Genomic DNA, 23,507 nt, shown 5'->3' with positions numbered 1-23,507 from the left:
TTAAAACAAAATCTTCCTCAATTGATTTAACAGGTAGAAATTTAAAAGTATATGAAAGGAAAAAATATCGTCATTATTGGAGGGAATTCCGGGATTGGAAAAGCACTTGCGGAATGGTGTGAATCACAAGGAGCTAATCTGTACCTTTTTTCAAAAAGCGGAGAAGGCACTACGGCCTTAGACGCAAGTTCAGAATTCGGGGAAATTCCAGGATTACCAGAGATAATTGACGGAGTGGTTTACACACCTGGAACCATTAATTTGAAACCTTTTCATCGCCTTTCAATAGAAGATTTCAAAAATGAAATGGAGGTTAATTTTTTTGGTGCCGTTAGGGTCCTTCAAGCATGTCTGAAAGGATTGAAAAAATCCAAGTCTGGATCAGTGGTTCTATTCAGCACGGTGGCTGTTCAAACTGGCATGAGTTTTCATGCCGGCATCGCCTCTGCAAAAGGAGCTATCGAAGGACTGACCCGATCTCTAGCAGCTGAATGGGCTCCCTTTTACATCCGAGTCAATGCAATTTCACCTTCGCTAACAGATACGCCCTTGGCCTCGGCACTGCTTTCTTCGGAGGAAAAAAGAGAAGCTAGCAACAAGCGTCATCCTCTAGGACGCTTTGGGAAGCCGGAAGATATTGCTCAAGCTGCAGCTTACTTACTCTCTGAAGATTCTTCTTGGATGACGGGTCAGGTCTTGCATGTAGATGGAGGGATGTCGAATTTAAAGTGATCTCAAAACATTTTATGCTCAAAATTGTCATTAATGAGGGTATTGTCCCGAGATGAACGAATTGTGAATATGAAGACACCACCTGAATCATTCCTGATTTTCAAGGAAGAATTGAGGAAAGCCCAATTAGAAAAAGAAAGGCTTAAAAAAGAGTACGAGAATAAACTTTCTGAAGTCAATAAAGAACTGGGTCGCTTGAAAGAGCAAATTAAGTCTCAGCAAGAAATGATGCGTACCACGCTTGAATATGCATCCAATTTGGAAGTTCGATTGGAGCAATTCAAACAGGAAGTAAGTCGCTCCGAGGAGCAACGAAAAAAATCCGTTTACTAATTCCAATCCTTTGCTATGAACGATACAGTCCATCCATCTGAAATACAAGACTTTGAATTGGCTTTTGAACAGCAATATGTACGTGTTCTGAAAAATCCAGATTTAAAAATAATTCTTTGCGAGTTACTAGCTGATTACATTCCAATCGAAGATTTTAAGGAGGCTTTCCAGCAAATTGGTGAAGTAGTTAAGGAAGGAGATTATGAAAAATTCATTTTCGATAAAAGATCCCTTCGAGCTTTTCATCAACCGACCATGGAATGGTATTTTATTTATTGGAAAAAGGAAATGCTTCAATATGGAATAAAGACCCATCGGAAGATTTTACCTGATGAAAAATGGTTTGAGAAGATGGTTCAGATTGCAAAAGACCAGATTCTCCAAAACTATCCGGATAATATCATTGATCAGTTGGATATCAAATATTGTGACTCCATCGAAGAAGCCATTGCAATATGATTCGGCATTTTAGCAAAGCGGATATTTTGGAGGCAGATTCGTTCTTCAGAAGAAATCTGATCAATTGTTTGTCTGGATATAAGAGTCTGAATTTGATTGGAACGAAAAGCGCTGATGGAGTTACCAATCTGGCCCCTTTTTCTCAGGTATTTCATATCGGTGCCACTCCTCCGCTAGTCGGGGTTCTTTTTCGACCGCATACGGTTAAACGGGATACTTTGGAAAACATATTAGAAACAGGTTCATTCACTTTGAACCATGTAACCCCTGCTTTCTATAAAAATGCACATTGGACTTCCGCGCGATGGGAAGGAAGTGAGTTTGACAAAACAGGGCTGGAAGAAGATTATCGAGATGACTTTTTTGCTCCTTTTGTCAAAAATAGTCCCTTGCAATTAGGCTGTAGTTTGGTTGAAACGCATACACTCAAAATCAATGAAACGGTTTTATTGATAGGGAGCATAGACCATATTTATGTGGAGGAAAAAGGTCTTCGGATGGATGGTTCTCTGGATTTGAATGTATTAGAAACCGTGACCGTAACAGGGCTGGATGAATACCATGTGGGTAAAAAGCTTGCAAGACTTAGCTACGCAAAGCCTGAGAAAGAGGTAGGTGAGATTTAGGCTATTGCCCTGAATTCAGAATTTTTCTTATTGTTTCATAGAAAGCATTTGAAGTTTTTTTGTAATTAGGGTATTCTGCTTCATCAGATCCAACAAAGATTATTTTGAATTTACTTGAACTTACTGACTACGGACTCTATTGTCCTCCTGCGGATATTTTTATTGACCCCTGGCGATCTGTGGACAAGGCAGTGATTACCCATGCCCATTCTGACCATGCTCGATGGGGAATGAAAAATTATTTAGCACATCATCATTCTGCTGAAGTAATGAAGCTAAGGTTAGGGTCTGAAATTAATCTCGAGACGATTGATTATGGAGAAGTGAAAATGGTAAATGGAGTTAAAATCTCACTTCATCCAGCTGGACATATTCCAGGCTCATCCCAGGTCAGACTGGAATACAAAGGGCGAATAGCTGTGGTTAGCGGAGACTATAAAGTAGAAGATGACGGGCTTAGCGTTCCTTTTGAGCCAATAAAATGTCATGAATTCGTCTCTGAATGCACCTTTGGTTTGCCGATCTACAAATGGGAACCTCAGGAGGAGATCTTCAATCAAATCAATTCTTGGTGGAGAGATAATGCTTCGGAAGGTCGGAATTCTGTTCTTTTCGCCTATTCATTAGGTAAAGCTCAGCGAATCTTAAAACACCTAGATTTTTCAATCGGAAAAGTATTCACTCATGGAGCCGTGTGGAATACTAATCAAGCTTTACTGACTAGTGGTATTGCTATGCCTGATGTTCCAAAGGTTACACAAGATATTCCCAAGTCTGAATTCAAAGGAAGTCTGATAATTGCTCCGCCTTCTGCGATGGGAACTCCCTGGATGAGGAAATTTTCACCCTACCGAACCGGGATCTGTTCAGGTTGGATGGCAATCCGGGGAACGCGAAGGAGAAGAGCTGCAGACAGAGGTTTTGTATTGTCCGATCATGCCGATTGGGAAGGTTTGATCAGCGCTATTGAAGCAACTGAAGCTGAAAAGGTCTATTTGACTCATGGGAGTACGGCTGCTTTTGGGAAATTCCTCCAAGAAGAAAAAGGGATTAATGCAGTTGAACTTCAAACACTTTTTGGAGAGGAAGAAGTTGAATAGGGAGTTGAGTCAGCATTAAAAAATTGGAAGATTGTAAAATTGACTTCCTACCAATATCTTGAGCATAGAATCATACTTTCCCCTCATGTCCAAGTTTTTGATTTCCTTCTTCCTAAACATTCTTTTCATTTCCTGTCAAAATCATCCTTCAAATAATTTTGATAATTACATAAATACTGTCGCCGGCCCCATTTCTATTGACTCCATGGGCTTGACCTTAATTCACGAGCATATGCTAGTGGACTTTATCGGGGCCGACTCAATCAGTCCTGATGGATGGAATCGAGATTCTGTCGAAATGAAAGTGCTCCCGTTTCTTTTGGAGGTAAAGCAATATGGTGTCAAAAGCATCCTTGATTGTACGCCTAGCTATTTGGCCAAAGATCCTTTGTTGCTCAAATCTCTTAGCGAAAAATCTGGAATCCAAATCTTGACCAATACTGGATTTTATGGTGCAGTGGGAGGGAAGTATTTGCCGGATTTTGTACAAACAGAAACTGCACAACAATTGGCAGATCGATGGATAGCTGAATTTGAAAACGGAATTGAAGGGACTGGCATTAAACCAGGATTTATTAAAATTTCGGTGAATGAAGCCGATACCCTTTCGCTCATTGATCAAAAGCTCGTCAAAGCAGCAGGGATTACCCATCAAAAAACAGGGCTGACGATTGCTTCGCATACTGGAACCTGGAAGACTGCGATGCAGGAAGTTAGGATTCTTCAGGAAATGGGCGTAAACCCATCCGAATTTGTGTGGGTTCATGCCCAAAATGAACCGGATTTTGAAAATTATAAAGTTGCAGCAGAAATGGGTGTTTGGATAAGCTTGGATGGAATAGGCTGGGCGATAGATCCCTATGTGGACCGCTTGGTTTTCGCCAAGGAAAATGGAATACTTGGAAATGTATTGATTTCCCATGACGCAGGATGGTATGACCCTGCTAAAGTGGGTGGAGGAGATTTCCAGCCCTTTACCAATATTTTTGAAAAGCTGATTCCAACTCTTAATGAAAGAGGTTTTTCAAAGGAGGATTGGGGTTTATTGTTAAATGAAAACCCTAAATCAGCTTTTTCTTCTCTTTAAATCTTTGGTTTTCAGAATGTTTCAATTTTCTAATTTTTGAATTTTTCAATCTTATACCAAATTTCTGTTGCCGACCTTTAACAAACGGGAAGCCATGCTTACCTTTGCGCATGGCAGAACAAATTTTGATCCTCGATTTTGGCTCTCAATACACCCAACTCATCGCCCGAAGAGTAAGAGAGCTTAACGTTTACTGTGAAATTCACCCCTTCAATAAAGTGCCCGAAATCACCTCTGATATTAAGGGAGTGATTCTTTCTGGCTCTCCTTGTAGTGTTCGTGATGAAGGAGCACCTGACTTGGATTTGGATAGTTTGAGGGGGAAGCTCCCTGTTTTGGGGGTATGTTACGGTTCCCAATTGTTGGCGCATAAGTATGGGGGAGAAGTCTTGCCTTCCACGATTCGGGAATATGGTCGGGCAAACTTGGATCATATTGATTTGCATCATGATTTGTTGAAAGAAATGACCCATGGATCCCAAGTTTGGATGTCTCATGGGGATACCATCAAAAAGCTTCCTGAAGGTTTTGAGGTGATCGCTAGTACACCATCTGTTGAGGTTGCAGCATTCAAAGTAGAGGGAGAAAAAACATATGGCATTCAGTTTCACCCAGAAGTGACCCATTCTTTAGAAGGGAAAAATCTTCTTAGAAACTTCGTGGTAGGTATTTGTGGATGCCAGCAGGACTGGACTTCAGATACCTTTATCGATGCAACAGTTGCTGAATTAAAAGAAAAGATTGGAACGGATAAGGTAGTAATGGGACTTTCTGGAGGAGTGGACTCTTCTGTGGCCGCTACCTTGATTCACCGTGCAATCGGCGATCAGTTGACCTGTGTGTTTGTAGACAATGGATTGCTTCGCAAAAATGAGTTTGAAGAAGTTTTGGATTCTTACAAACACATGGGCTTGAATGTGATTGGAGTGGATACTAAGCAGCGGTTTTATGATGCATTGGCGGGATTGACTGATCCTGAGGCAAAGCGAAAGGCTATTGGGCGTGTATTTATCGAGGTATTTGACGATGAAGCTCATAAAATCGAAGGAGTAAAGTGGCTTGGACAAGGAACCATTTATCCAGACGTGATCGAGTCAGTTTCTGTTAAAGGACCTTCTGCTACCATTAAGTCTCACCACAACGTAGGTGGCTTACCGGATTTTATGAAATTATCCGTTGTTGAGCCGCTTAATACCCTTTTTAAAGATGAGGTTCGGGAAGTAGGACGTGCCCTGGAAATTCCAGAAAGTATAATTGGAAGACATCCTTTCCCAGGCCCAGGTTTAGCTATTCGAATATTGGGAGATATTACTGAGGAAAAAGTGAAGACACTTCAGGAAGTAGATCATATCTTTATTCAGGGCCTGAAAAACCACGGTTTATATGATCAAGTTTGGCAGGCAGGAGCTATTTTGCTACCTATCCAATCAGTAGGAGTGATGGGAGATGAGCGAACTTACGAGCGGGTAGTCGCCTTACGTGCGGTAGGTTCAGTCGACGGTATGACTGCCGATTGGATCCATTTACCTTATGAATTCCTAGGGAAAATGTCCAATGAGATCATTAACCGAGTCAAGGGTGTAAATAGAGTGGTTTATGATATTTCGTCCAAACCGCCAGCAACTATTGAATGGGAATAAAATCTCAATACTTGTTAAAACCCGAGCCTACTGGTTCGGGTTTTGTTTTTGTTCATGCAGACCAAACTTTGGGTTTGGAAATAATGGGTTAAATTTGCTTGTCAAGCTAAATAGTCACTGAATCAATGCGGAAATCTATATTCTTTTTCCCTCTTTTTTTTCTAATCTCTTTTGCTTTTGCACAGTCAATTCCTGCTGGCTATCAAGCAGCAAAAACTAATCTTCAAAATGGAAATTATTGGGAAGCTATGAATGCTTTCCGTGAGTTTACTGATGAAGAAAAATATGGGAATTTGGCATTATATGCGACCTTCCATGCCGGAGAAGCTGCCTTTAAAGCCAATCAAGCGCAAGCAGCTATTGATTATTTAAAGCCTTTGTCACAAAGAAGCTGGTTGCATCAAAGTGAAGCTAAATTAGTATTGGCAGAAAGCTATTTTTTGAATAAGAATTCCTTAGGGGCATTGGAAGTGCTTTCTAATCTAGATTTAGAAAGTGAAAAATTCCAGAACCAGGGTGCTAATATGGCTTATAATTATTTGATAAAAGAAAGTCCTGATTTTTTGATTAGTAATCTGAAGGATTATCAAGATCGCTCCTACTATACAGCTGCATTGAGTGCTGTCCTAAAGCAAAAAAATGTGCTTTCTTCAGATGAGAAATCGCTGTTTTATGAGCTCCAGGGACAAAATCAAGATTGGACTTCTTCTGGGTCCAATAACGGAGTAATTGATTTAGTAGTGATTTTACCCTTTTCTACAGGAAGTCAGCCTATAGATCCCAAAGGCTTTGTTTATGAGCTTTTTCAAGGAATCCAATTAGCAGTAAATCAATTAGAGAATGAAGGGGTACGTGTGAGCCTGAGTACTTTTGATTCCAAACGCTCAATTGAAACATTGCGATCCATCTTATCCGAAGAAAAGGTGAAAAATGCAGATGTAATTATGGGTCCAATCTATCCGGAGGAGACGGATTTGGTAAGTGCTTTTGCAGATGCTGCTAAAATCCCGTTTATCCATCCCTTATCCAATTTGGGAGATCGATTTGAAGGTAGTTCTTACAGTTATTTATTCCGTCCATCTTCCAAACATATTGCAGAGGGAATCGCGAAGACTATTGGGAGTTTACCAACAGGGAATCGAATTGCTATTGCATTTGGTGGAAGTTCCAGAGATCAAAAAGTTGCAGGATTCCTTCGGGAGAAATTGGAGAGAAGTGGAGCTGATTTGATTAATTATCAGGAAATATCTCCAAGAAATGCGGCTTCTTTTCTGACAGAGTTGGGCATTCGTCCTACTTTGGATAGCGTGGAGGTATTAGTTGATCAAGTGGTCGTTCTTTCGGATGACCCGAATATTGCAGACCCTATTTTGTCTTTGGTAGAATCTGTTACCACAGAAGTTCCCATTTTTGTGATGGATTCTTGGTTAACCTTCAACTTTGCGAATTATGAGATGCTTCCGTATGATAATTTTTATTTCATCTCTAATAATACTCCCAATTTTGAATCTGAATCCATGGTTCAATTGAAAGATAGGTTTTACCAAGAGTATTCACTTTTTCCAAGTTCCAATTCCGTTCTAGGGTATGAAATGGTGTATTGGCTAGCGACACACTTCCGGCCTGATTCAGAGACTGATTTTCGAACTAGCTTGGATCAACAAGTGTTTCAACCAGGTAAATTAACTTGGGGATTTAATTTCCAGAATACGAATTCTAATCGATATGTTCCTGTCTTCAAATTTGAGTCAGGAGAATTGAAACCGATAATTAATCAATGAATATTTCTGAAAGCAAGCGGCTTTTTGCCCATGCTCAACAATTTATTCCCGGAGGAGTAAACTCTCCTGTTCGGGCTTTTCGTGCTGTAGGTGGAGATCCTATCTTCATAAAAAGAGCAGATGGTGCATTTCTGTTTGACGAAGACGGAAACGCCTATATTGAGTTAATTAACAGCTGGGGACCGATGATTTTGGGGCATAACCACCCCGAAATTCGGGAAGCTGTCATTCAGGCGATGCATGAAGGAACATCCTTTGGTGCACCAACTTCTAGAGAAGTAGAAATCGCCGAATTGATTACCCAGATGGTTCCTTCTGTGGAGAAAGTTCGGATGGTAAACTCTGGTACCGAAGCGACCATGTCTGCTATTCGGGTGGCAAGAGGCTATACCGGAAAGGATAAAATTATCAAAATGGTAGGTCATTACCATGGTCATGGAGACTCCTTCCTCATTGCGGCAGGTTCAGGAGCAGTAACGATGGGGCATCCTGATTCTCCCGGTGTAACTCAAGGGACGGCTAAAGACACTTTGTTAGCTCCCTACAATAATTTAGAAGCAATTGAAGAGCTTGTTCGCCTTAACAAGAACGAAATCGCGGCATTGATTTTAGAACCTGTTCCTGGTAATATGGGATTAGTAGTTCCTATGCCTGGTTATCTAGAGGGCTTACGAGAAATCTGTACCAGAGAATGCATTGTATTGATTTTTGACGAGGTGATGACAGGTTTTCGTTTGGCCCCAGGAGGTGCGCAAGAGTTATTTGGAGTTACTCCGGATATGACCACTTTGGGAAAGATTATAGGTGGCGGTATGCCAGTTGGAGCCTATGGTGGTAAAAAGGAAATTATGGACTTTGTTTCTCCTGCGGGACCGGTTTATCAAGCTGGAACTTTGTCAGGGAATCCGATCGCTATGGCAGCTGGATTGACAATGCTTCGACATTTAAAAACACAGCCTGAGATCTACGGAGTATTACTTCAAATTGGAAAAAAGATTGCTGAAGGAATTCAAAAGATAAATCTAGAATTAGGATTTGATTACACGGTTAATCATCTCGGAAGCATGTATTCCTTGTTTTTTACCTCCGAACCCGTGATTGATTTTGACTCTGCCAAAACATCTAATACGGAGTTATTTGGAAAGTATTTTCAAGCAATGCTTCATCGAGGGGTTTATTTGGCGCCATCTCAGTTTGAAAGTTTGTTTTTATCTACAGCGCTATCAGATGATTTGATTGACCGAATATTAGAGGTCCATCGGGAAAGTATGATTGAGATTCACAAATAAAAATTTTAGAGATTATGAGTTTAAAAGTATACGGAATTAAGAATTGCAATACGATGAAAAAGACTTTTGACTTTTTGGAGTCAAGGGGTATTTCTTATGATTTTATCGATTATAAAAAGCAAAAGCCCACAAGTGGATTATTGCAAGAATTTATTGAAAAAGCAGGCTTGGAGGCTGTGATAAATAAAAAGGGAATGACTTACAGGAAAATGGATGAAAGTCAGCGAAAGGCACTTGAAAAGCCAGATACTGCGATTTCTATTTTAATTGAAAATTCCAGCATGATCAAACGACCTATTATTGTCTATCCAAATGGAGTTTTGACTTTAGGGTTTGATGAACAAGAAATTTCATCAAATCTGTAAAAGAAAAAAGCAGGGCTGAAACCCTGCTTTCCTTTTTAAAACTCAAAGTATTTAGGAAGATTTTTCAAAATATCCTCTGTCATGGAATCAAGGTCATGGCTTGGTTTCCAACCCCAGTGTTCCCTTGCAAAATGATCATCAATGCTGTCAGGCCATCCATCCGCTATTGCCTGTCTAAAGTCAGGTTGATATTCAATTTCAAAATTGGGATGATACTTTAAGATGCTTTCATAAATCTCTTTAGGGGTAAAGCTCATTCCAGCTAAATTATAGCTTGAGCGAATCTTCACGTTTTCCTTTGGAGATTCCATCAAATCGATGGTAGCCTTAATCGCATCAGGCATATACATCATTGGAAGCATGGTGTCTTCCTTTAAAAAGCAGGAAAATTTTTCGCCTTTTAAAGCTTTGTGGTAAATATCTACTGCATAATCAGTTGTGCCACCTCCCGGTAAAGATTTATACCCAATCAAGCCCGGGTATCGGAGACTTCGAACATCCACTCCATATTTCTCAAAATAATACTCACACCAACGTTCTCCGGCTTGTTTGGAGATGCCGTATACTGTGTTAGGTTCCTTAACGCAGTATTGAGGGGTATTGATTGCAGGTGTGTTGGGGCCAAAAACTGCAATGGAAGAAGGCCAATAGACCTTGTTGAGTTTGAATTCTTTTGCTAATTCTAAGATGAATAGCAGTGAGTTCATATTCAATTGCCAAGCAAACAGTGGTCGTTTCTCTCCCGTTGCAGAAAGCACTGCTGCCAAATGGTAAATTTGAGTCACCTTTTCGTTCTGAACCAGGCTTTTTACGGCTTCCTGATCCATTACATCCAACACTTGGAATTTGCAGAAATCAAATTTTTCTTTTGCGTTTGGATTTAAATCCGTCGCGATGACTTGTTCTCCAGAATAAACGTCTGTTAGTGCCTTCGTTAGTTCAGAACCGAGTTGTCCAGCTGCTCCTATGACAAGAATTTTTTCCATTTGTTGCGTTCTATCAAAAGCCATCTGATGGTGCATGGCTTTTTGTTTATATTTGGGTTTACCAGCGCAAAAGTAATAAAATTCAAACCTCTTGCAGGTTTTTTTGATCAATGGAAAAAGGCAAATAAGAATAAATTAAATCAAGTTTATCAAATCATGTACGAACAGATCAAACCCAAATTTGAAAAAGAGATTGCTGAAATCAAGGAAGCAGGACTATTTAAAAACGAGCGGATAATTACTTCTCCTCAAGCCGCTGAAATCACCATTGAAGGAGGTAAAAAGGTTTTAAATTTTTGTGCCAATAATTATCTGGGACTTTCGTCCCATCCAAAAGTGATTGATGCTGCCAAAAAGAGCATTGATTCGCATGGGTTTGGTATGTCTTCCGTCCGATTCATTTGTGGAACTCAGGATATTCATAAGGAATTAGAGAAGAAGATTTCTGAATTTCTAGGAACAGAGGACACCATTCTATATGCAGCAGCTTTTGATGCCAATGGAGGCGTATTTGAGCCTTTATTAGGACCGGAAGATGCAATCATTTCAGATGCTTTGAATCATGCCTCTATTATTGATGGAGTTCGCCTTTGTAAAGCCATGCGGTATCGGTATGAGCATAACGATATGGCAGATTTGGAAGCGAAACTTAAAGAAGCAAATGAGGCTGGTGCGAAGCAAAAAATAATTGTTACCGATGGTGTTTTCTCCATGGATGGGACCATCGCGCAATTGGATAAAATCGTTGAGCTAGCAGAAAAATATGAGGCAATGGTAATGTCTGATGAATGCCATTCCACCGGATTTATGGGTAAAACTGGAAGAGGAGTCCATGAATTTCGGGGTGTGATGGGGAAAATCGATATTATCACCGGTACACTGGGAAAAGCTCTTGGGGGGGCATCAGGCGGTTTTACTTCGGGAAGAAAGGAAATTGTCGAACTGCTCCGTCAACGGTCTAGACCTTATCTTTTCTCCAATACCTTAGCACCATCCATCACAGGAGCTTCAATAGCCGTATTTGATTTGCTTTCAGAAACAACAGAGCTTCGGGATAAATTAGAGGACAATACGAAATATTTTCGGGCGAAAATGGAAGCTGCAGGCTTTGATATAAAGCCAGGGGAGCATCCGATTGTACCGATCATGTTGTACGATGCAGTTTTATCCCAGAAAATGGCTGAAAAACTCCTTGAAAAAGGAATTTATGTGATCGGATTCTACTATCCCGTGGTTCCTAAAGGTCAAGCTAGAATTCGGGTGCAGATTTCTGCGGGTCATGAAAAACATCACTTGGATCAAGCGATCCAAGCATTTATAGAAGTAGGGAAGGAGTTGGGAGTAATTTCCTAATATTCATTATCATTTAAAAAGCCCGGTTTTGTAAATAAATCGGGCTTTTTTGTTCAGGTATATTAGGGGAGACAATAGATTAGGATTTACTAGTCATCGCCATTTTTCGCTTTTTCATCATTTCGTACTCCTCCAGATCCTCAAATTGACTATCCACATCCAAATTGTTGAGGTAATCATTGAGCATTTCTCGAACTTCCTGAAAGGACATATTGTGAAGGACCTTTCCATTTTTCGCCATAGAAATTTGTCCGGTTTCCTCCGAAATAATGAGAATAATTGCATCAGTTGCTTCAGACATTCCGATACCTGCTCTGTGGCGCAAGCCAAATTGGGCTGGAACCTCTCGTTCTGTCACAGGCAGAATACAACGGGCAGCTTTAATTTTTCCATTATGGATGATCACGGCTCCATCATGTAGAGGACTGTATTTATTGAAAATGGAAATGAGTAGTCGCTTTGATAGTTCTGCGTCCAAAATATCCCCGCTCTCTGCATAAAATTTTAATTCCGTACTTTTTGAAATAACCATTAAAGCACCTGTATTACTACCTGCTAGGGTTTTTGACGCTTCAATGATAGGGTTGATATTAAAAGAAGCATTCTCTTTTTTTCTCCAAAAGAACAATAAGTCTTTCCAAATATTGTCTCGGGAAAGGAGGGAGGATCTCCCAATTAACAGAAGGAATTTACGAATCTCTGGAGCAAAGATGATAATCGCAGCCAAGACACCGACTCCCATGAATTGTCCTAGGATCGAGGAAAGCAATTCCATCTGGAGAGCCCGAACCAATAGGTAGACCAAGTAAATGGATAGGAAGCCTAGGAAAATTTTGATGGCTACGCTTCCTTTTAGAAGCTTGTATACTTGATATAATAGAAAGGAAACCAACGCAATATCGATCATATTCACGATGGACACATCGAGGAATCCTATTTTAAAAAGCAGTATCAAGCGTAAAGTTGTTTAAATAGTTTTCTGGTTTCGTTTGCTTCTTTAACGTCATGCACCCTTAGGATGTTGGCACCTTTCGATAGGGCAAACATATGAAGGGCAGTAGTTCCATTTAATGATTCTTCCGGGGAAGAACCCAGTAGTTTGTAGATCATCGATTTCCTTGAAAGGCCAACCAAAATCGGATGACTCAATGTTTTGAAAATCTCAAGATTTCTGAGGATTTGGTAGTTCTGCTCTAAAGATTTTGCAAAACCAAACCCCGGATCAATAATTACATCTTTGATGCCAAACTCTTTTATAATATGCAGTTTTTTCGCGAAATAGTTCAAGATTTCAGGTAAAAGTTTACCATAGTCCGTTTTCTCCTGCATATTCTGTGGCGTACCCTTCATATGCATCAAAAAGTAGGGTACGTTTAGTTTGCCGACAACTTCGTACATCTTCTCATCAAGTGAACCTCCTGAAATATCATTGATTAAGTGAGCACCTGCCTCAATTGACTCCTTTGCTACTTGCGAACGAAATGTGTCGACGGATATTAAAATCTCAGGAAATTGTTCGGATATCCATTGGATGGGCTTAATTATTCGGTCCAATTCTTCCTCAAGGCTAATATGCTCAGCACCTGGTCTGCTACTATAGCCACCCAAATCCAAGATATCTGCTCCCTCCAAAATCATGGATTCCGCTTTTTTAAGGATTTCGTCTCGGGTGGGCTTCACCCTACTGCCTGCAAAAAAGGAGTCAGGTGTTAGGTTTAATATCCCTATGATTTGAGGTTCATCCCAGATGACAAGCCGTCCCTTGATTTGAAGTGTATATTTTTGAGGAAATAATTTATCTTCGACGATAGAAGTTGGATCTGAGAAAAGTATCATTTAAATAAAATCCATTGGAAACCAAAACCAGCAACGAATATAAGCAAGTAATCGACCGTTGTAAAGAACTCTTTCAGAAGAAAACCATCGATTACGGGACTTCTTGGAGGATTATGAGATTATCTTCCATTACAGACCAGATTTTTATCAAAGCACAGCGAATTCGATCAGTTCAGGAAAAAGGAAATCAAAAAATCAGTGATCCTTTGGAGGATGATTTTGTGGGAATTATCAATTACTCCCTGATTGCGCTCATTCAAATTTCCTTAAAAGATGAGGATCGAATGGAGATTCCATTTGAAGACTTGGAGCCAATTTATGATGAATGGGTTGCCCGAACAAAAGGTCTATTGGAGGATAAGAATCATGATTATGGTGAGGCTTGGCGCGATATGCGAGTAAGCTCCATGACGGATATCATTTTGATGAAGTTATTCAGGCTAAAGCAAATTGAGGATAATCAAGGGAAAACATTGGTTTCAGAAGGCATAGAGGCCAATTATCAGGATATGATTAATTATGCGGTTTTTTGTCTCATTAAATTAGGCTATCATCATGCTAAATAAAGTGATTCTTTGGGTGCTTCGCTTATTGGTTGGAGGCCTTTTTATTTTTTCAGGATTAATTAAAGTCAATGACCCAGTTGGTACCGCAATTAAACTGGAGGAGTATTTCGATGTTTTTTCGAATGATATCGCAGGGTTTTTCTATTACCTAAAACCCTTGGCTTTATATCTAGCTGTATTCCTGGTTGTACTGGAAGTCGTTTTAGGAGTGATGCTCATTTTAGGAGTTCGGAGCAAGTTCACTGTTTGGTCATTGACGGCTATGATTATCTTCTTTACCTTTCTGACTTTTTTCTCAGCTTACTTCAATAAAGTGACTGATTGTGGTTGCTTTGGGGATGCGATTAAGTTGACTCCTTGGGAATCATTTTATAAAGATGTGATCTTGATGATCATGATTTTTGGGATCTTGGCTCTTCAAAAATATTTACCGTCTAGTTCTTCATTACTGGCTAAGCGAGTTGTTGTAGGGGTTGGAATTCTATGTTTTGTTCTTGGTTTAACAGCGATCCGCAATTTGCCTTTTATTGATTTTCGAGCGTATAAAGTAGGAGTCAATATTCCAACAAATATGCAACCGTCAGCCCCTTTACAATATTCGTATGTCATGAAAAAAGATGGGGCAATGGTTACTCTAGATAGTTATCCAACAGAGGAAGGGTATGAGTTTGTTGAAATGAATCTAAAAAATCCGGATGCGCTTCCTAAGATTTCAGATTTTTCAGCATGGAATGAATCTGGAGATCAAACGGAATTTGTATTTGCAGGTAATAAAGTCTTGATCTTGAGCCCAAGCATGGCCAAATTCAACGATAAAAACTTGGAGTCAATTCATTCCTTGGTCAAATCGATGGAAAATGCCCCGGTAGATGTGGTTTTGATGGCTGCCGCTCCTCAGGAAGAGATTGATTCGTTTATATCCTCTAACAACTGGAGTATTGTTGGGCTGCAGGCTGATGCAACTGTGGTCAAAACCATGATTCGCTCCAATCCTGGAATCATGATCGTAAAAGATGGGACAGTGCTGGCTAAATACCACCATAACAACACTCCCAATGCGAGCGAGGTATTAGATTTGTTTATTCAATGAGTAAGCTAAAGGTTGTATTGATTGGATTACCGGGATCTGGAAAGAGTACATTTGGTCGAGTATTGGCAAAGGAGCTCCAGGTTGATTTTTTGGATTTGGATCAATTAATTGAAGAAAAAAGAGGGCAAACGATTTCCTCTATTTTTGAAAAGTATGGGGAAGGAAAGTTTCGAGAGTGGGAGACGGATTCTTTAAATGAAGTTTTGGCTTCCGATCGGGCTTTTGTTTTAGCCTCTGGAGGTGGGTGTCCATGCTTTAACGATAATATGGCTCTGATAAATCAGCACGCGATTTCCGTCTATTTGGATGTTCCTTTAGAAGAAGTGTCCAATCGCCTTTTTCATTCCAAAGCCTCTGTTCGTCCTATGTTTGAAGGCATGGATGCAGGAGTAATTACTCTAAAACTTAAAGACCTGATCGCTCAAAGAAGTCCTTTTTATGAGGAGTCAAAAATAAAACTCAGCGGTACTGATTTTTCCGCTGAGTATTTTATGTCAGAGTTGATACATCAATTAAAAACTCAGCCCAAGAGTTAATACCCCGCTAATAATGCTGTTTTCGATTTCGGTTATTGGGCCAATATTGTTATCAATTTGATCCAGAACTTGATAGGATCGATAGAGTGAATTGTATTTTTGATTAACTAAGGCAAAATCAATATTGAAATTTTTAACTCTTACGCCCAGGCCACCACTTATTTGACTTGTACTTCTATCAAAGGAAGTATCCGAAAATGGGTCCCCAAAATAGGCATAACCTCCTCGTACATAGAAGTTATTGATTCTTCCTTCTGCTCCAAAGCGATAGTTAATAGTGCTTGTGTATAAACTTTGGATTGCTTGGTTATCTGGACCTTCGTTAAATGTTCCTGAATTAATTCTCGCAGCACTATAATCAACCCAGTCCACATCTGCTGAAATAAAGCCGTTTTTTCCTAGAAAAACGGTTCCGCCAGCACCAAGTTTTAAGGGAGTGTTTAAACTAAAATTATTGACGAAAAGGTCTGAGAAAGCTTGTTCGCTCCCTAAGGTTACATCCTCCGGTTCGTAGTAATAATTATTATATTCAGCACGGATGCTTGATTCGTATTCCTCACTAAGGGAATGCCAAGTAGGGGATTGGAAATTGAAGCCAATATTGACGTAATCAATCGGCTTGTAAATCAAACCGATATTCAGATTTAAACCAGTTCCATTTATAAAAAGGCTTTCTCGAAGAGATGAAGTGAACAGTGGTTCATCAATGAACTCTTCATTATAAACTTTTTGTGAAAAGTAGCTGAGTGAGCGAATTCCAAGTGATCCTCCCACAAATATTTTGTGATAGAAATTAGCTCCATAGCTAAAGGTAATTTGATTTGAGGATCCTTCTTGAATTACATTTTCATCCTGGAAAGGAAAACCTAAAATAAATGAGTCATAAGTATCAGGGTTCGGAATAGGGTTTCCGTTTTCATCAAAAGCTATCGGATTGATAAGGTAGGTCTGGTATGCGAGGCCTGTAATGCCGAAAGATTCAATCCGGCTTTCCGGAACACCAAATGAATCCTGTATGTAGAAATCCAAAATGGAGGTTTCTCCAATTAAATCAGAGAAGTATCCAAATTCTGTATTGAAGTTTGCAATCCGTTGAATACTTATTCCCCAAGAACCACCTTTGAAGGCTCCGCGCTCCATGATACCTTTTGGACTCGCAAAAACAACAGAAAGGTTGGGGACAGAAAAATTACTTGTATTGTAATTGGCACTTTGTCCTAAAAACCGGGTTTGGACACCCCAGTCGCTATAACCTAGACTTATGGATGCTTCTGACTTTCTAAAGAAACCCAACCCTGCAGGGTTCCCTGCAATATTTGAAACATCGCCTCCTAGCGACCATTGCGTCCCACCAAGAGCCATTACCCGCGCCGATCCAGCTGGAAAATTTTGACTAAATCGAAGGGCATCTTCAAAATAACCACTTTGAGCAAAAGTAAAATTTGCTACTAAGAAGAGAACACCAGCAAATAAATACCTCATATTGATTTCAATTGTGCAAGTATGAAAACGAGAATAGGGACTAGAAAGATGTTTTATTCAAAAAAAAAGGGGAATTAATTTCCCCTACCTCCTCTAGATCCTGATGATGAGGAACCGCTACTTCTGGAGACTCCACCTCCGCCTCCAGAAGAACGCATGATACCACCTCCTGAAGAGCTTCTACTAGGCATGCTCATTTGGGGAGAGGAACTTCTGCTTGGAGAGTAAGTTCTTGTATTAGACCCTCCGTTATAATTGTAGCTTCTACCTGGTGTTGAACTTCTGTTATAGCTTGGAGAAGTTCTATTTGAATAAGATGGACTGGCTGATCTTGGGCTATACCCATTCGCTGCTCCTCGGGATTGTGAATAGGTCCTTGTATTCATAGTTCCTCTTGAAGGTCTGGCAGAAGGCATAGCACTTCTATTGCTGTTAAAAGAAGATCTGTCCATTGCAGCAGAACCTGTATTTCTATTAGTTATGGAGTTACCCAATCTACTAGATCTGCCAGAATTGTAATAATCTGACTGGCTTGAGCTGAAATCCCGAGCAGTTTGTCTAGAGCGATCAGACGATACTAAACTTCTGTTGTTTACAGCACTATTTCTGGCTTGAGACCTGGATGTGTTTGGTAAAATTGCAGAGGCACGATCACTAGAAACTCCAGCAAGGGTAGCTCCTCTTGAAGGTCGTGCACCTCTCACGATTCGTCTGTCACCATATTCTCCGCCTGGAAGTACATAAATTGGTCTCCCTGCGTAAATTGGCATACCCCAACCCGGGTAGCCCCAACCATATCCTGGACCCCAGAAAGGATCATAAAATCCTCCCCAACCAAGTCTTGGTCCCCAGTATGGATTGTAAAATCCTCCATAACCCCAACCTAATCCAAATCCGATATTTACAGAAATGCCTGGTCTATAACCCCATGATGGTCCAAAGCCCCAGTAAGGATTATAAAAACCTGGAATCCAAGGATTAAAACCAGTACCCATCATAAAGCCCATGCTGAAGGATAGTCCAGAATTGAATCCAGAATTAAAGGAAGAATTATCATTGACACGATAATTATCATATGCATTGATATTGCCTTGGCTTGTATTTAGTTCTGCATTGTCGTCAAAATAAACAACCTCATCCCCAGACTCAGTATTTTCTGCCGAATATCTTGCCAAGTACTCTGGATTTACATTTCTGCTACTGAAACTTTCATCCGAAATAGCATCCAAATTGGCTATCTCATCAAAAGTTTCCGGATTATTGTTTGGGACTGCATAGGTGTCCGCAATTCTGGCATCAGATGCCATGAAATATAAATTGTCGGTATTGTTGGTACTGGCTACCTGCGTTGTTGAGCAAGAGCTTAGTGCAATTGACCCAATAACAACAGATGAAATGATAATTTGAATTTTCTTCATGGTTGAAGTTGTTTGTTATCCTTATATACGAGCTCAAGGCTGAAGGGTTATTTTTTTGACTTATATTTGCCTCGCTCAATTTAGCAAAATTATTCACAAAATATTTCGAAATCAACTGGCATGAGTAAAGGACTACCAAAGCGAAGTGAAGATTACTCTTTATGGTATAATGAATTGGTAAAAAGGGCTGATTTAGCCGAGAATTCAGCCGTTCGTGGCTGTATGGTAATAAAGCCCTATGGATACTCCATTTGGGAAAAAATGCAGGCTGAGTTGGACCGGATGTTCAAAGAAACCGGTCATACAAATGCTTATTTTCCATTATTTATCCCAAAGTCATTTTTGAGCAAGGAAGCTTCTCATGTCGAAGGCTTCGCCAAAGAATGCGCAGTAGTTACACATTACCGTTTGAAGAATGCAGATGATGGTTCTGGAGTAATCGTAGATCCTGAAGCTAAGTTGGAAGAGGAGTTGATCGTTCGCCCAACCTCTGAAACTGTTATTTGGAGTACCTATAAAAATTGGATTCAATCATACAGGGACTTACCGTTATTGGTCAATCAATGGGCGAATGTGGTTCGCTGGGAAATGCGTACCCGCCTATTTTTAAGAACAGCTGAATTTTTATGGCAAGAAGGTCATACAGCTCATGCAACAAGGGAAGAAGCCATTCAGGAAACGGAGCAAATGATGAATGTATATGCCCAGTTTGCAGAAGAATTCATGGCTTTACCTGTAGTTCGCGGGAGAAAAACCGCAAATGAACGTTTTGCAGGAGCTGAAGACACCTTGTGTATCGAAGCGATGATGCAGGATGGAAAAGCTTTACAGGCTGGGACCTCACATTTCCTCGGTCAAAATTTTGCAAAAGCCTTCGATGTTAAATTTGCAGCTAAAGATGGTAAGCTAGATTTTGTTTGGGGCACTTCTTGGGGAGTGAGTACCCGTTTGATGGGAGCCTTAATAATGGCTCATTCTGATGATAATGGGTTGGTGCTGCCTCCAAAACTGGCCCCTATTCAGGTTGTAATCGTTCCGATTTACCGAGGAGAAGAGGAACTAAATGCTATTAGTGCCAAAGCCAATGAATTTATCAAAGCGCTTAGACGAGTTGGTGTTTCTGTGAGGTTTGATGATCGCGATACTCATAAGCCAGGCTGGAAATTTGCGGAATATGAGCTTAAAGGTGTGCCACTTCGAATAGCAATTGGTCCAAGAGATCTCGAGAATGGAACCGTTGAAATTGCTAGACGTGACACGCTCAGCAAAGAAACTTTTGATCTAAGTACTCAACCTATCGAACAAAAGGTGTTGGATATGTTGGATGAAATACAATCAACAATCTATTCAAAAGCGTTTCAGTTCAGAGAAGAACATACCACAGAAGTGAATAGCTGGGAAGAATTTAAAGAAGTTCTTGAAAACAAAGGAGGCTTTATTTCTGCTCATTGGGATGGAACTGGCGAGACTGAAGAAAAAATCAAAGAATTAACCAAAGCAACTATTCGTTGTATTCCGATAAATCAAAAACTGGAAGAAGGAACCTGTGTTTTAACAGGGAAACCATCGAGCGGAAGAGTCCTATTCGCAAAAGCTTATTAAATCAATGCCCGGAAACTCCGGGCATTTTTGTTTTAAATTATTCCTTTTTCTTGAAGGAGTTTCATTCTTTATTGTATTTTAGGTTTTTAGTAAATCGTTCGAATATGTCAGTATTGATTCTTGCAAGTCTTCTAGGAATAGGTCTAGTCTTATTGCTGGCTGAAGTTATGTTTATTCCAGGAACTACCGTAGTTGGTGTTTTTGGACTTGCAATCAGTTTGGCAGGAATTGCGTATGCTTTCTTTACCTTTTCTTCAGAATTGGCATGGTGGATTACCTCTGGTGCTGTTGTATTGAATCTTGCAGCCATAATTTATGGTTTTCGATCAGGAGTATGGGAAAAATTCTCCCTAAAGTCTTCTCTTAAAGGAGGAACCTATGATGATAGGGTAGCAGGTCTTCAAGTTGGAATGATGGGGAAAGCTATTTCTGATATCAAACCTTATGGCAAGGCAATGTTTGAAGGTGGAATTTATGAAGTCAAGTCAGAATCTGGATTTATCCAAGTAGATTCTGAAGTGACGATAATGAGAATTGAAAATAATCGTGTTTTAGTAAAATAATTATGGATCCAAGTAGCTCAATGTTCATTTTGGTTGCGGCATTTGCCGGAATCGTACTTCTTTTTATCTTTTTGTATTTCGTTCCTGTAAACCTTTGGATTACTGCTCAATTTGCAAATGTTCGTGTTGGAATCGGCGAATTGATCGGGATGAGAATCCGAAAGGTTCCCCCAAGTGTAATTGTTAATTCCTTGATTACGGCCACAAAAGCAGGGCTTCAATTGACTACCAACGAATTGGAAACTCACTATTTGGCGGGAGGGAATGTTCCAAATGTAATTCGAGCATTAATTTCTGCCGATAAGGCAAATATTAATTTGTCTTTCAAACAAGCAACAGCCATTGATCTCGCGGGTAGAGATGTGTTTGAAGCGGTTCAGATCAGTGTAAACCCCAAAGTTATCAATACCCCAAGTGTGGCCGCGGTTGCTGCAGATGGGATTCAATTAATTGCAAAAGCAAGAGTTACGGTCCGTGCTAATATTGCTCAATTGGTAGGTGGTGCCGGAGAAGATACCATTTTAGCGCGTGTTGGTGAAGGTATTGTAACTTCTATTGGTTCTGCTGATACACATAAAAGTGTATTGGAAAACCCTGATAAAATCTCCAAATTGGTTTTACAGCGAGGATTGGATGCAGGAACTGCCTTTGAAATACTCTCTATTGATATTGCAGATATCGATGTGGGAACGAATATTGGAGCGAAACTTCAAATAGATCAAGCTTCTGCCGATTTGAAGGTTGCAGAAGCTAAGGCTGAAGAAAGACGAGCAATGGCAGTAGCATTGGAACAAGAAATGCGTGCTAAAACCGTAGAAATGCGTGCAAAGGTAATTGAGGCGGAAGCTGAAGTTCCATTGGCCTTGGCAGAGGCTTTCAGATCTGGTCAATTGGGTGTGATGGATTATTATCGTATGGAAAATATCAAATCAGACACCTCGATGCGCGAATCAATTGCTAATTCAGATACTGAAAATAAGGATTCAGGAAAAGGTAAATCAGACAAAAAATAAAAAAAGGGGCTTATTGCCCCTTTTTTTTCTTCTTTTTTTCCGGTTCTTCTTCTACCAATATAATGGGCTCATAGGGACTTTTTGCCAAAATCATATTCGTTGATTCATCATAAAGAATATCCTCAAAGGCAACAGGAAGTTTATTTTCTCCGGTATTTGAAAAAAGTCCAACCCGGTCATCAATTCTAGCTTGATACCAGTCATTTTCCAGCGGGGTTATTTGGTTAAAAAGTAATTCCATTTTCCATTGACCATCTCTAGTTAGCAGTCCAAGCTTTTGATCCTTTTTGGCAATAAAACTGCCATTTGAAAGTCTACAGATTTTTTCAAAACCTGCTTCCGTATCATATTCCCCTGAAGGGTTGATTAAATACACTTTGTTTGATTGCTGAGCTAAAGACCAGCCTCCATCCAAAACAGTGATTTCATCCCAAACTGGGGCGATGGATTCGCTACCTATTTGATCAATAAGACCTAATTTCCCATTTCTTCGAATAGTAGCTCTTCCATTTTCAAAAGGATAAACCTCTTCGAAATTTGCTTCAATTATCCAGTCTCCATTTGAGTTAATGAATCCCCAGTTTCCATTCATTGCACGCGCCGGAAATATATTTTTTGACCCATTTTTGATTTCTAGAATACTGTCAGTGGGAGTGACTAACCATCCATTTATTCCGAGCAAACCGAGTTTGTTGTCCCTGAATTTTACAGAATACAATTTCTCTCCCAATCGATTTACTTCCGTCATGCCAATAGCATCTAATAAAATGCCATCCTCTTTCATGACGCGTCGGAGTTTCCCGTGTATATATTCAAGCATCAAATCATCCTTAAAGGTGATCTGGTGGAAACTGTTGTATCGGACATTTGCTTTGATTGGATCCCCTTCGATCAAAAGGTATTGATCTTGATCAAAGCCATAATAGAAGTTTCCTTTTGTATGAACTAGGGTATCAATCACAGGGTCAAGGATGATTTTCCCTTCCATATTTACCAATCCAAAACCATGCTGATTCTTTACAAGTAAATAGTCCCCGTCATTGTCTTGGATTAAATCAAAAGCTTGGTGAGGAATAGGTGAAAGGGGTAAAAAATAGGATCCATTTCTCCGCGTAATAACTTGCCCTCTACTTCCTATAGTTGCAAAATCAAGTCTTCCTAAACTGCGAGTTGTTCCTTTTCCGCGGTCATAAACCCAATATTCATTCTCTTTTCGTGCGAGTAATAAATTAAAAAAGACCTCTATTTCATCATATATAGGTTCTAGAACCAGTTGTCCATATTCATGGTAAGCACCAATTCCGGTTTCGCTTTTCACCAAAATCCAAGGTGCGAGGTATTGATACACTTCATCCCCTTTTAAAGGGACAGATTTTTCATAATTAGCCTTTAAAAGAAAAAGGCCCTCATCTGTTTTGGCTATTCGTACGGCTTCACTTAAAAGGAGGATATCATTATAAATAAGTCGGTTTTTTAAATTCAATTCCGAATCATACACCTCCCAAGTTTGTCCAAATGCACCAAAGTGGACAAGGAATAAAGACAGGACTAATGTCCGGAGGAAGTATTCTTTTATACTCATGAAGTTGAACAGATTGGATACAAAAAGACCAAAGAAAAACTTTTTCTTTGGTCCATACATAAATTTAA

Annotated in this window: 23 protein-coding genes; 17 read left to right on the top strand and 6 right to left on the bottom strand. The window is 39.9% G+C overall.

Annotated elements, in window-relative coordinates; translation table 11 throughout:
* The first annotated feature begins 51 nt into the window (after nt 1–51).
* The 10 genes from HWE15_RS05405 (at nt 52) to HWE15_RS05360 (ending at nt 9,412) form a co-directional block, all read left to right on the top strand.
* Entirely contained in the window at nt 52–732 is a 681-nt protein-coding gene (locus HWE15_RS05405; protein WP_290506487.1) for an SDR family NAD(P)-dependent oxidoreductase, read from the top strand.
* 69 nt (nt 733–801) lie between these two features.
* Nucleotides 802–1,065, top strand: coding sequence for a hypothetical protein (locus HWE15_RS05400; RefSeq protein ID WP_290506524.1), 264 nt, complete (start codon nt 802–804; stop codon nt 1,063–1,065).
* Nucleotides 1,066–1,080: 15 nt separating this feature from the next.
* The gene (locus HWE15_RS05395; RefSeq protein ID WP_290506486.1) at nt 1,081–1,524 is read left to right on the top strand and encodes a hypothetical protein; all 444 of its coding nucleotides are present in this window, start codon (nt 1,081–1,083) and stop codon (nt 1,522–1,524) included.
* Nucleotides 1,521–2,150: a flavin reductase gene (locus HWE15_RS05390; protein ID WP_290506485.1), complete on the top strand. Its 630-nt coding sequence runs from the start codon at nt 1,521–1,523 to the stop codon at nt 2,148–2,150. The genes HWE15_RS05395 and HWE15_RS05390 overlap by 4 nt, the downstream gene beginning before the upstream one ends.
* A 104-nt stretch (nt 2,151–2,254) precedes the next feature.
* Nucleotides 2,255–3,250: a ligase-associated DNA damage response exonuclease gene (locus HWE15_RS05385; RefSeq protein ID WP_290506484.1), complete on the top strand. Its 996-nt coding sequence runs from the start codon at nt 2,255–2,257 to the stop codon at nt 3,248–3,250.
* 85 nt (nt 3,251–3,335) lie between these two features.
* Nucleotides 3,336–4,337 (top strand): phosphotriesterase, encoded by a 1,002-nt coding sequence (locus tag HWE15_RS05380; protein WP_290506483.1) that lies wholly within the window; start codon nt 3,336–3,338, stop codon nt 4,335–4,337.
* A gap of 110 nt (nt 4,338–4,447) precedes the next feature.
* On the top strand, nt 4,448–5,977 hold the full coding sequence (gene guaA / locus HWE15_RS05375) for a glutamine-hydrolyzing GMP synthase (protein WP_290506482.1): 1,530 nt from the start codon (nt 4,448–4,450) through the stop codon (nt 5,975–5,977).
* Nucleotides 5,978–6,102: 125 nt separating this feature from the next.
* Entirely contained in the window at nt 6,103–7,758 is a 1,656-nt protein-coding gene (locus tag HWE15_RS05370; RefSeq protein ID WP_290506481.1) for a hypothetical protein, read from the top strand.
* Nucleotides 7,755–9,047 carry a glutamate-1-semialdehyde 2,1-aminomutase gene (gene hemL, locus HWE15_RS05365; protein WP_290506480.1) on the top strand — a complete coding sequence of 431 codons (1,293 nt, stop codon included), beginning with the start codon at nt 7,755–7,757 and terminating at the stop codon, nt 9,045–9,047. The genes HWE15_RS05370 and hemL overlap by 4 nt, the downstream gene beginning before the upstream one ends.
* Before the next feature lie 14 nt (nt 9,048–9,061).
* Nucleotides 9,062–9,412, top strand: a complete 351-nt coding sequence (locus HWE15_RS05360) for a Spx/MgsR family RNA polymerase-binding regulatory protein (protein WP_290506479.1) — start codon at nt 9,062–9,064, stop codon at nt 9,410–9,412.
* 35 nt (nt 9,413–9,447) lie between these two features.
* On the opposite strand, the gene HWE15_RS05355 is transcribed toward HWE15_RS05360, so the two are convergent.
* Complete coding sequence (locus HWE15_RS05355) at nt 9,448–10,398, bottom strand: NAD-dependent epimerase/dehydratase family protein (protein ID WP_290506523.1); 951 nt, start codon at nt 10,396–10,398, stop codon at nt 9,448–9,450.
* Between the two features lie 156 nt (nt 10,399–10,554).
* On the opposite strand from HWE15_RS05355, the gene kbl reads away from it, so the two are divergent.
* Nucleotides 10,555–11,751 (top strand): glycine C-acetyltransferase, encoded by a 1,197-nt coding sequence (gene kbl, locus HWE15_RS05350; protein ID WP_290506478.1) that lies wholly within the window; start codon nt 10,555–10,557, stop codon nt 11,749–11,751.
* A gap of 79 nt (nt 11,752–11,830) precedes the next feature.
* On the opposite strand, the gene cdaA is transcribed toward kbl, so the two are convergent.
* The gene (gene cdaA / locus HWE15_RS05345) at nt 11,831–12,706 is read right to left on the bottom strand and encodes a diadenylate cyclase CdaA (protein ID WP_290506477.1); all 876 of its coding nucleotides are present in this window, start codon (nt 12,704–12,706) and stop codon (nt 11,831–11,833) included.
* Nucleotides 12,703–13,587 (bottom strand): dihydropteroate synthase, encoded by an 885-nt coding sequence (folP, locus tag HWE15_RS05340; protein WP_290506476.1) that lies wholly within the window; start codon nt 13,585–13,587, stop codon nt 12,703–12,705. The genes cdaA and folP overlap by 4 nt, the downstream gene beginning before the upstream one ends.
* 14 nt (nt 13,588–13,601) lie before the next feature.
* Here folP and HWE15_RS05335 point away from each other — a divergent pair, with 14 nt between their 5' ends.
* The 3 genes from HWE15_RS05335 to HWE15_RS05325 are packed head-to-tail and all read left to right on the top strand — an operon-like array spanning nt 13,602 to nt 15,779.
* The gene (locus tag HWE15_RS05335; protein WP_290506475.1) at nt 13,602–14,153 is read left to right on the top strand and encodes a DUF1599 domain-containing protein; all 552 of its coding nucleotides are present in this window, start codon (nt 13,602–13,604) and stop codon (nt 14,151–14,153) included.
* On the top strand, nt 14,143–15,243 hold the full coding sequence (locus HWE15_RS05330) for a BT_3928 family protein (RefSeq protein ID WP_290506474.1): 1,101 nt from the start codon (nt 14,143–14,145) through the stop codon (nt 15,241–15,243). The genes HWE15_RS05335 and HWE15_RS05330 overlap by 11 nt, the downstream gene beginning before the upstream one ends.
* The gene (locus tag HWE15_RS05325) at nt 15,240–15,779 is read left to right on the top strand and encodes a shikimate kinase (protein ID WP_290506473.1); all 540 of its coding nucleotides are present in this window, start codon (nt 15,240–15,242) and stop codon (nt 15,777–15,779) included. The genes HWE15_RS05330 and HWE15_RS05325 overlap by 4 nt, the downstream gene beginning before the upstream one ends.
* Here HWE15_RS05325 and HWE15_RS05320 read toward each other — a convergent pair.
* Together HWE15_RS05320 and HWE15_RS05315 are read right to left on the bottom strand one after the other, a co-directional pair.
* The gene (locus HWE15_RS05320) at nt 15,756–17,261 is read right to left on the bottom strand and encodes a long-chain fatty acid transporter (RefSeq protein WP_290506472.1); all 1,506 of its coding nucleotides are present in this window, start codon (nt 17,259–17,261) and stop codon (nt 15,756–15,758) included. The genes HWE15_RS05325 and HWE15_RS05320 overlap by 24 nt on opposite strands.
* Nucleotides 17,262–17,335: 74 nt before the next feature.
* Nucleotides 17,336–18,679 carry a hypothetical protein gene (locus HWE15_RS05315; protein WP_290506471.1) on the bottom strand — a complete coding sequence of 448 codons (1,344 nt, stop codon included), beginning with the start codon at nt 18,677–18,679 and terminating at the stop codon, nt 17,336–17,338.
* A gap of 120 nt (nt 18,680–18,799) precedes the next feature.
* On the opposite strand from HWE15_RS05315, the gene proS reads away from it, so the two are divergent.
* The 3 genes from proS (at nt 18,800) to floA (ending at nt 21,857) form a co-directional block, all read left to right on the top strand.
* Nucleotides 18,800–20,281, top strand: coding sequence for a proline--tRNA ligase (proS, locus tag HWE15_RS05310; protein WP_290506470.1), 1,482 nt, complete (start codon nt 18,800–18,802; stop codon nt 20,279–20,281).
* Between the two features lie 104 nt (nt 20,282–20,385).
* A complete protein-coding gene (locus HWE15_RS05305; protein ID WP_290506469.1) occupies nt 20,386–20,844 on the top strand; it encodes an NfeD family protein in 459 nt (152 codons plus the stop codon).
* A gap of 2 nt (nt 20,845–20,846) precedes the next feature.
* Nucleotides 20,847–21,857, top strand: coding sequence for a flotillin-like protein FloA (gene floA, locus HWE15_RS05300; protein ID WP_290506468.1), 1,011 nt, complete (start codon nt 20,847–20,849; stop codon nt 21,855–21,857).
* Nucleotides 21,858–21,867: 10 nt separating this feature from the next.
* On the opposite strand, the gene HWE15_RS05295 is transcribed toward floA, so the two are convergent.
* Complete coding sequence (locus HWE15_RS05295; RefSeq protein ID WP_290506467.1) at nt 21,868–23,439, bottom strand: WG repeat-containing protein; 1,572 nt, start codon at nt 23,437–23,439, stop codon at nt 21,868–21,870.
* Nucleotides 23,440–23,507 lie beyond the last annotated feature (68 nt).

Origin of the sequence: Algoriphagus sp., assembly GCF_013373065.1 — a bacterium.
GTDB lineage: Bacteria > Bacteroidota > Bacteroidia > Cytophagales > Cyclobacteriaceae > Algoriphagus.
The sequence above is the reverse complement of the archived record's forward strand: the minus strand, read 5'-3'. Positions and strand labels throughout refer to the sequence as shown.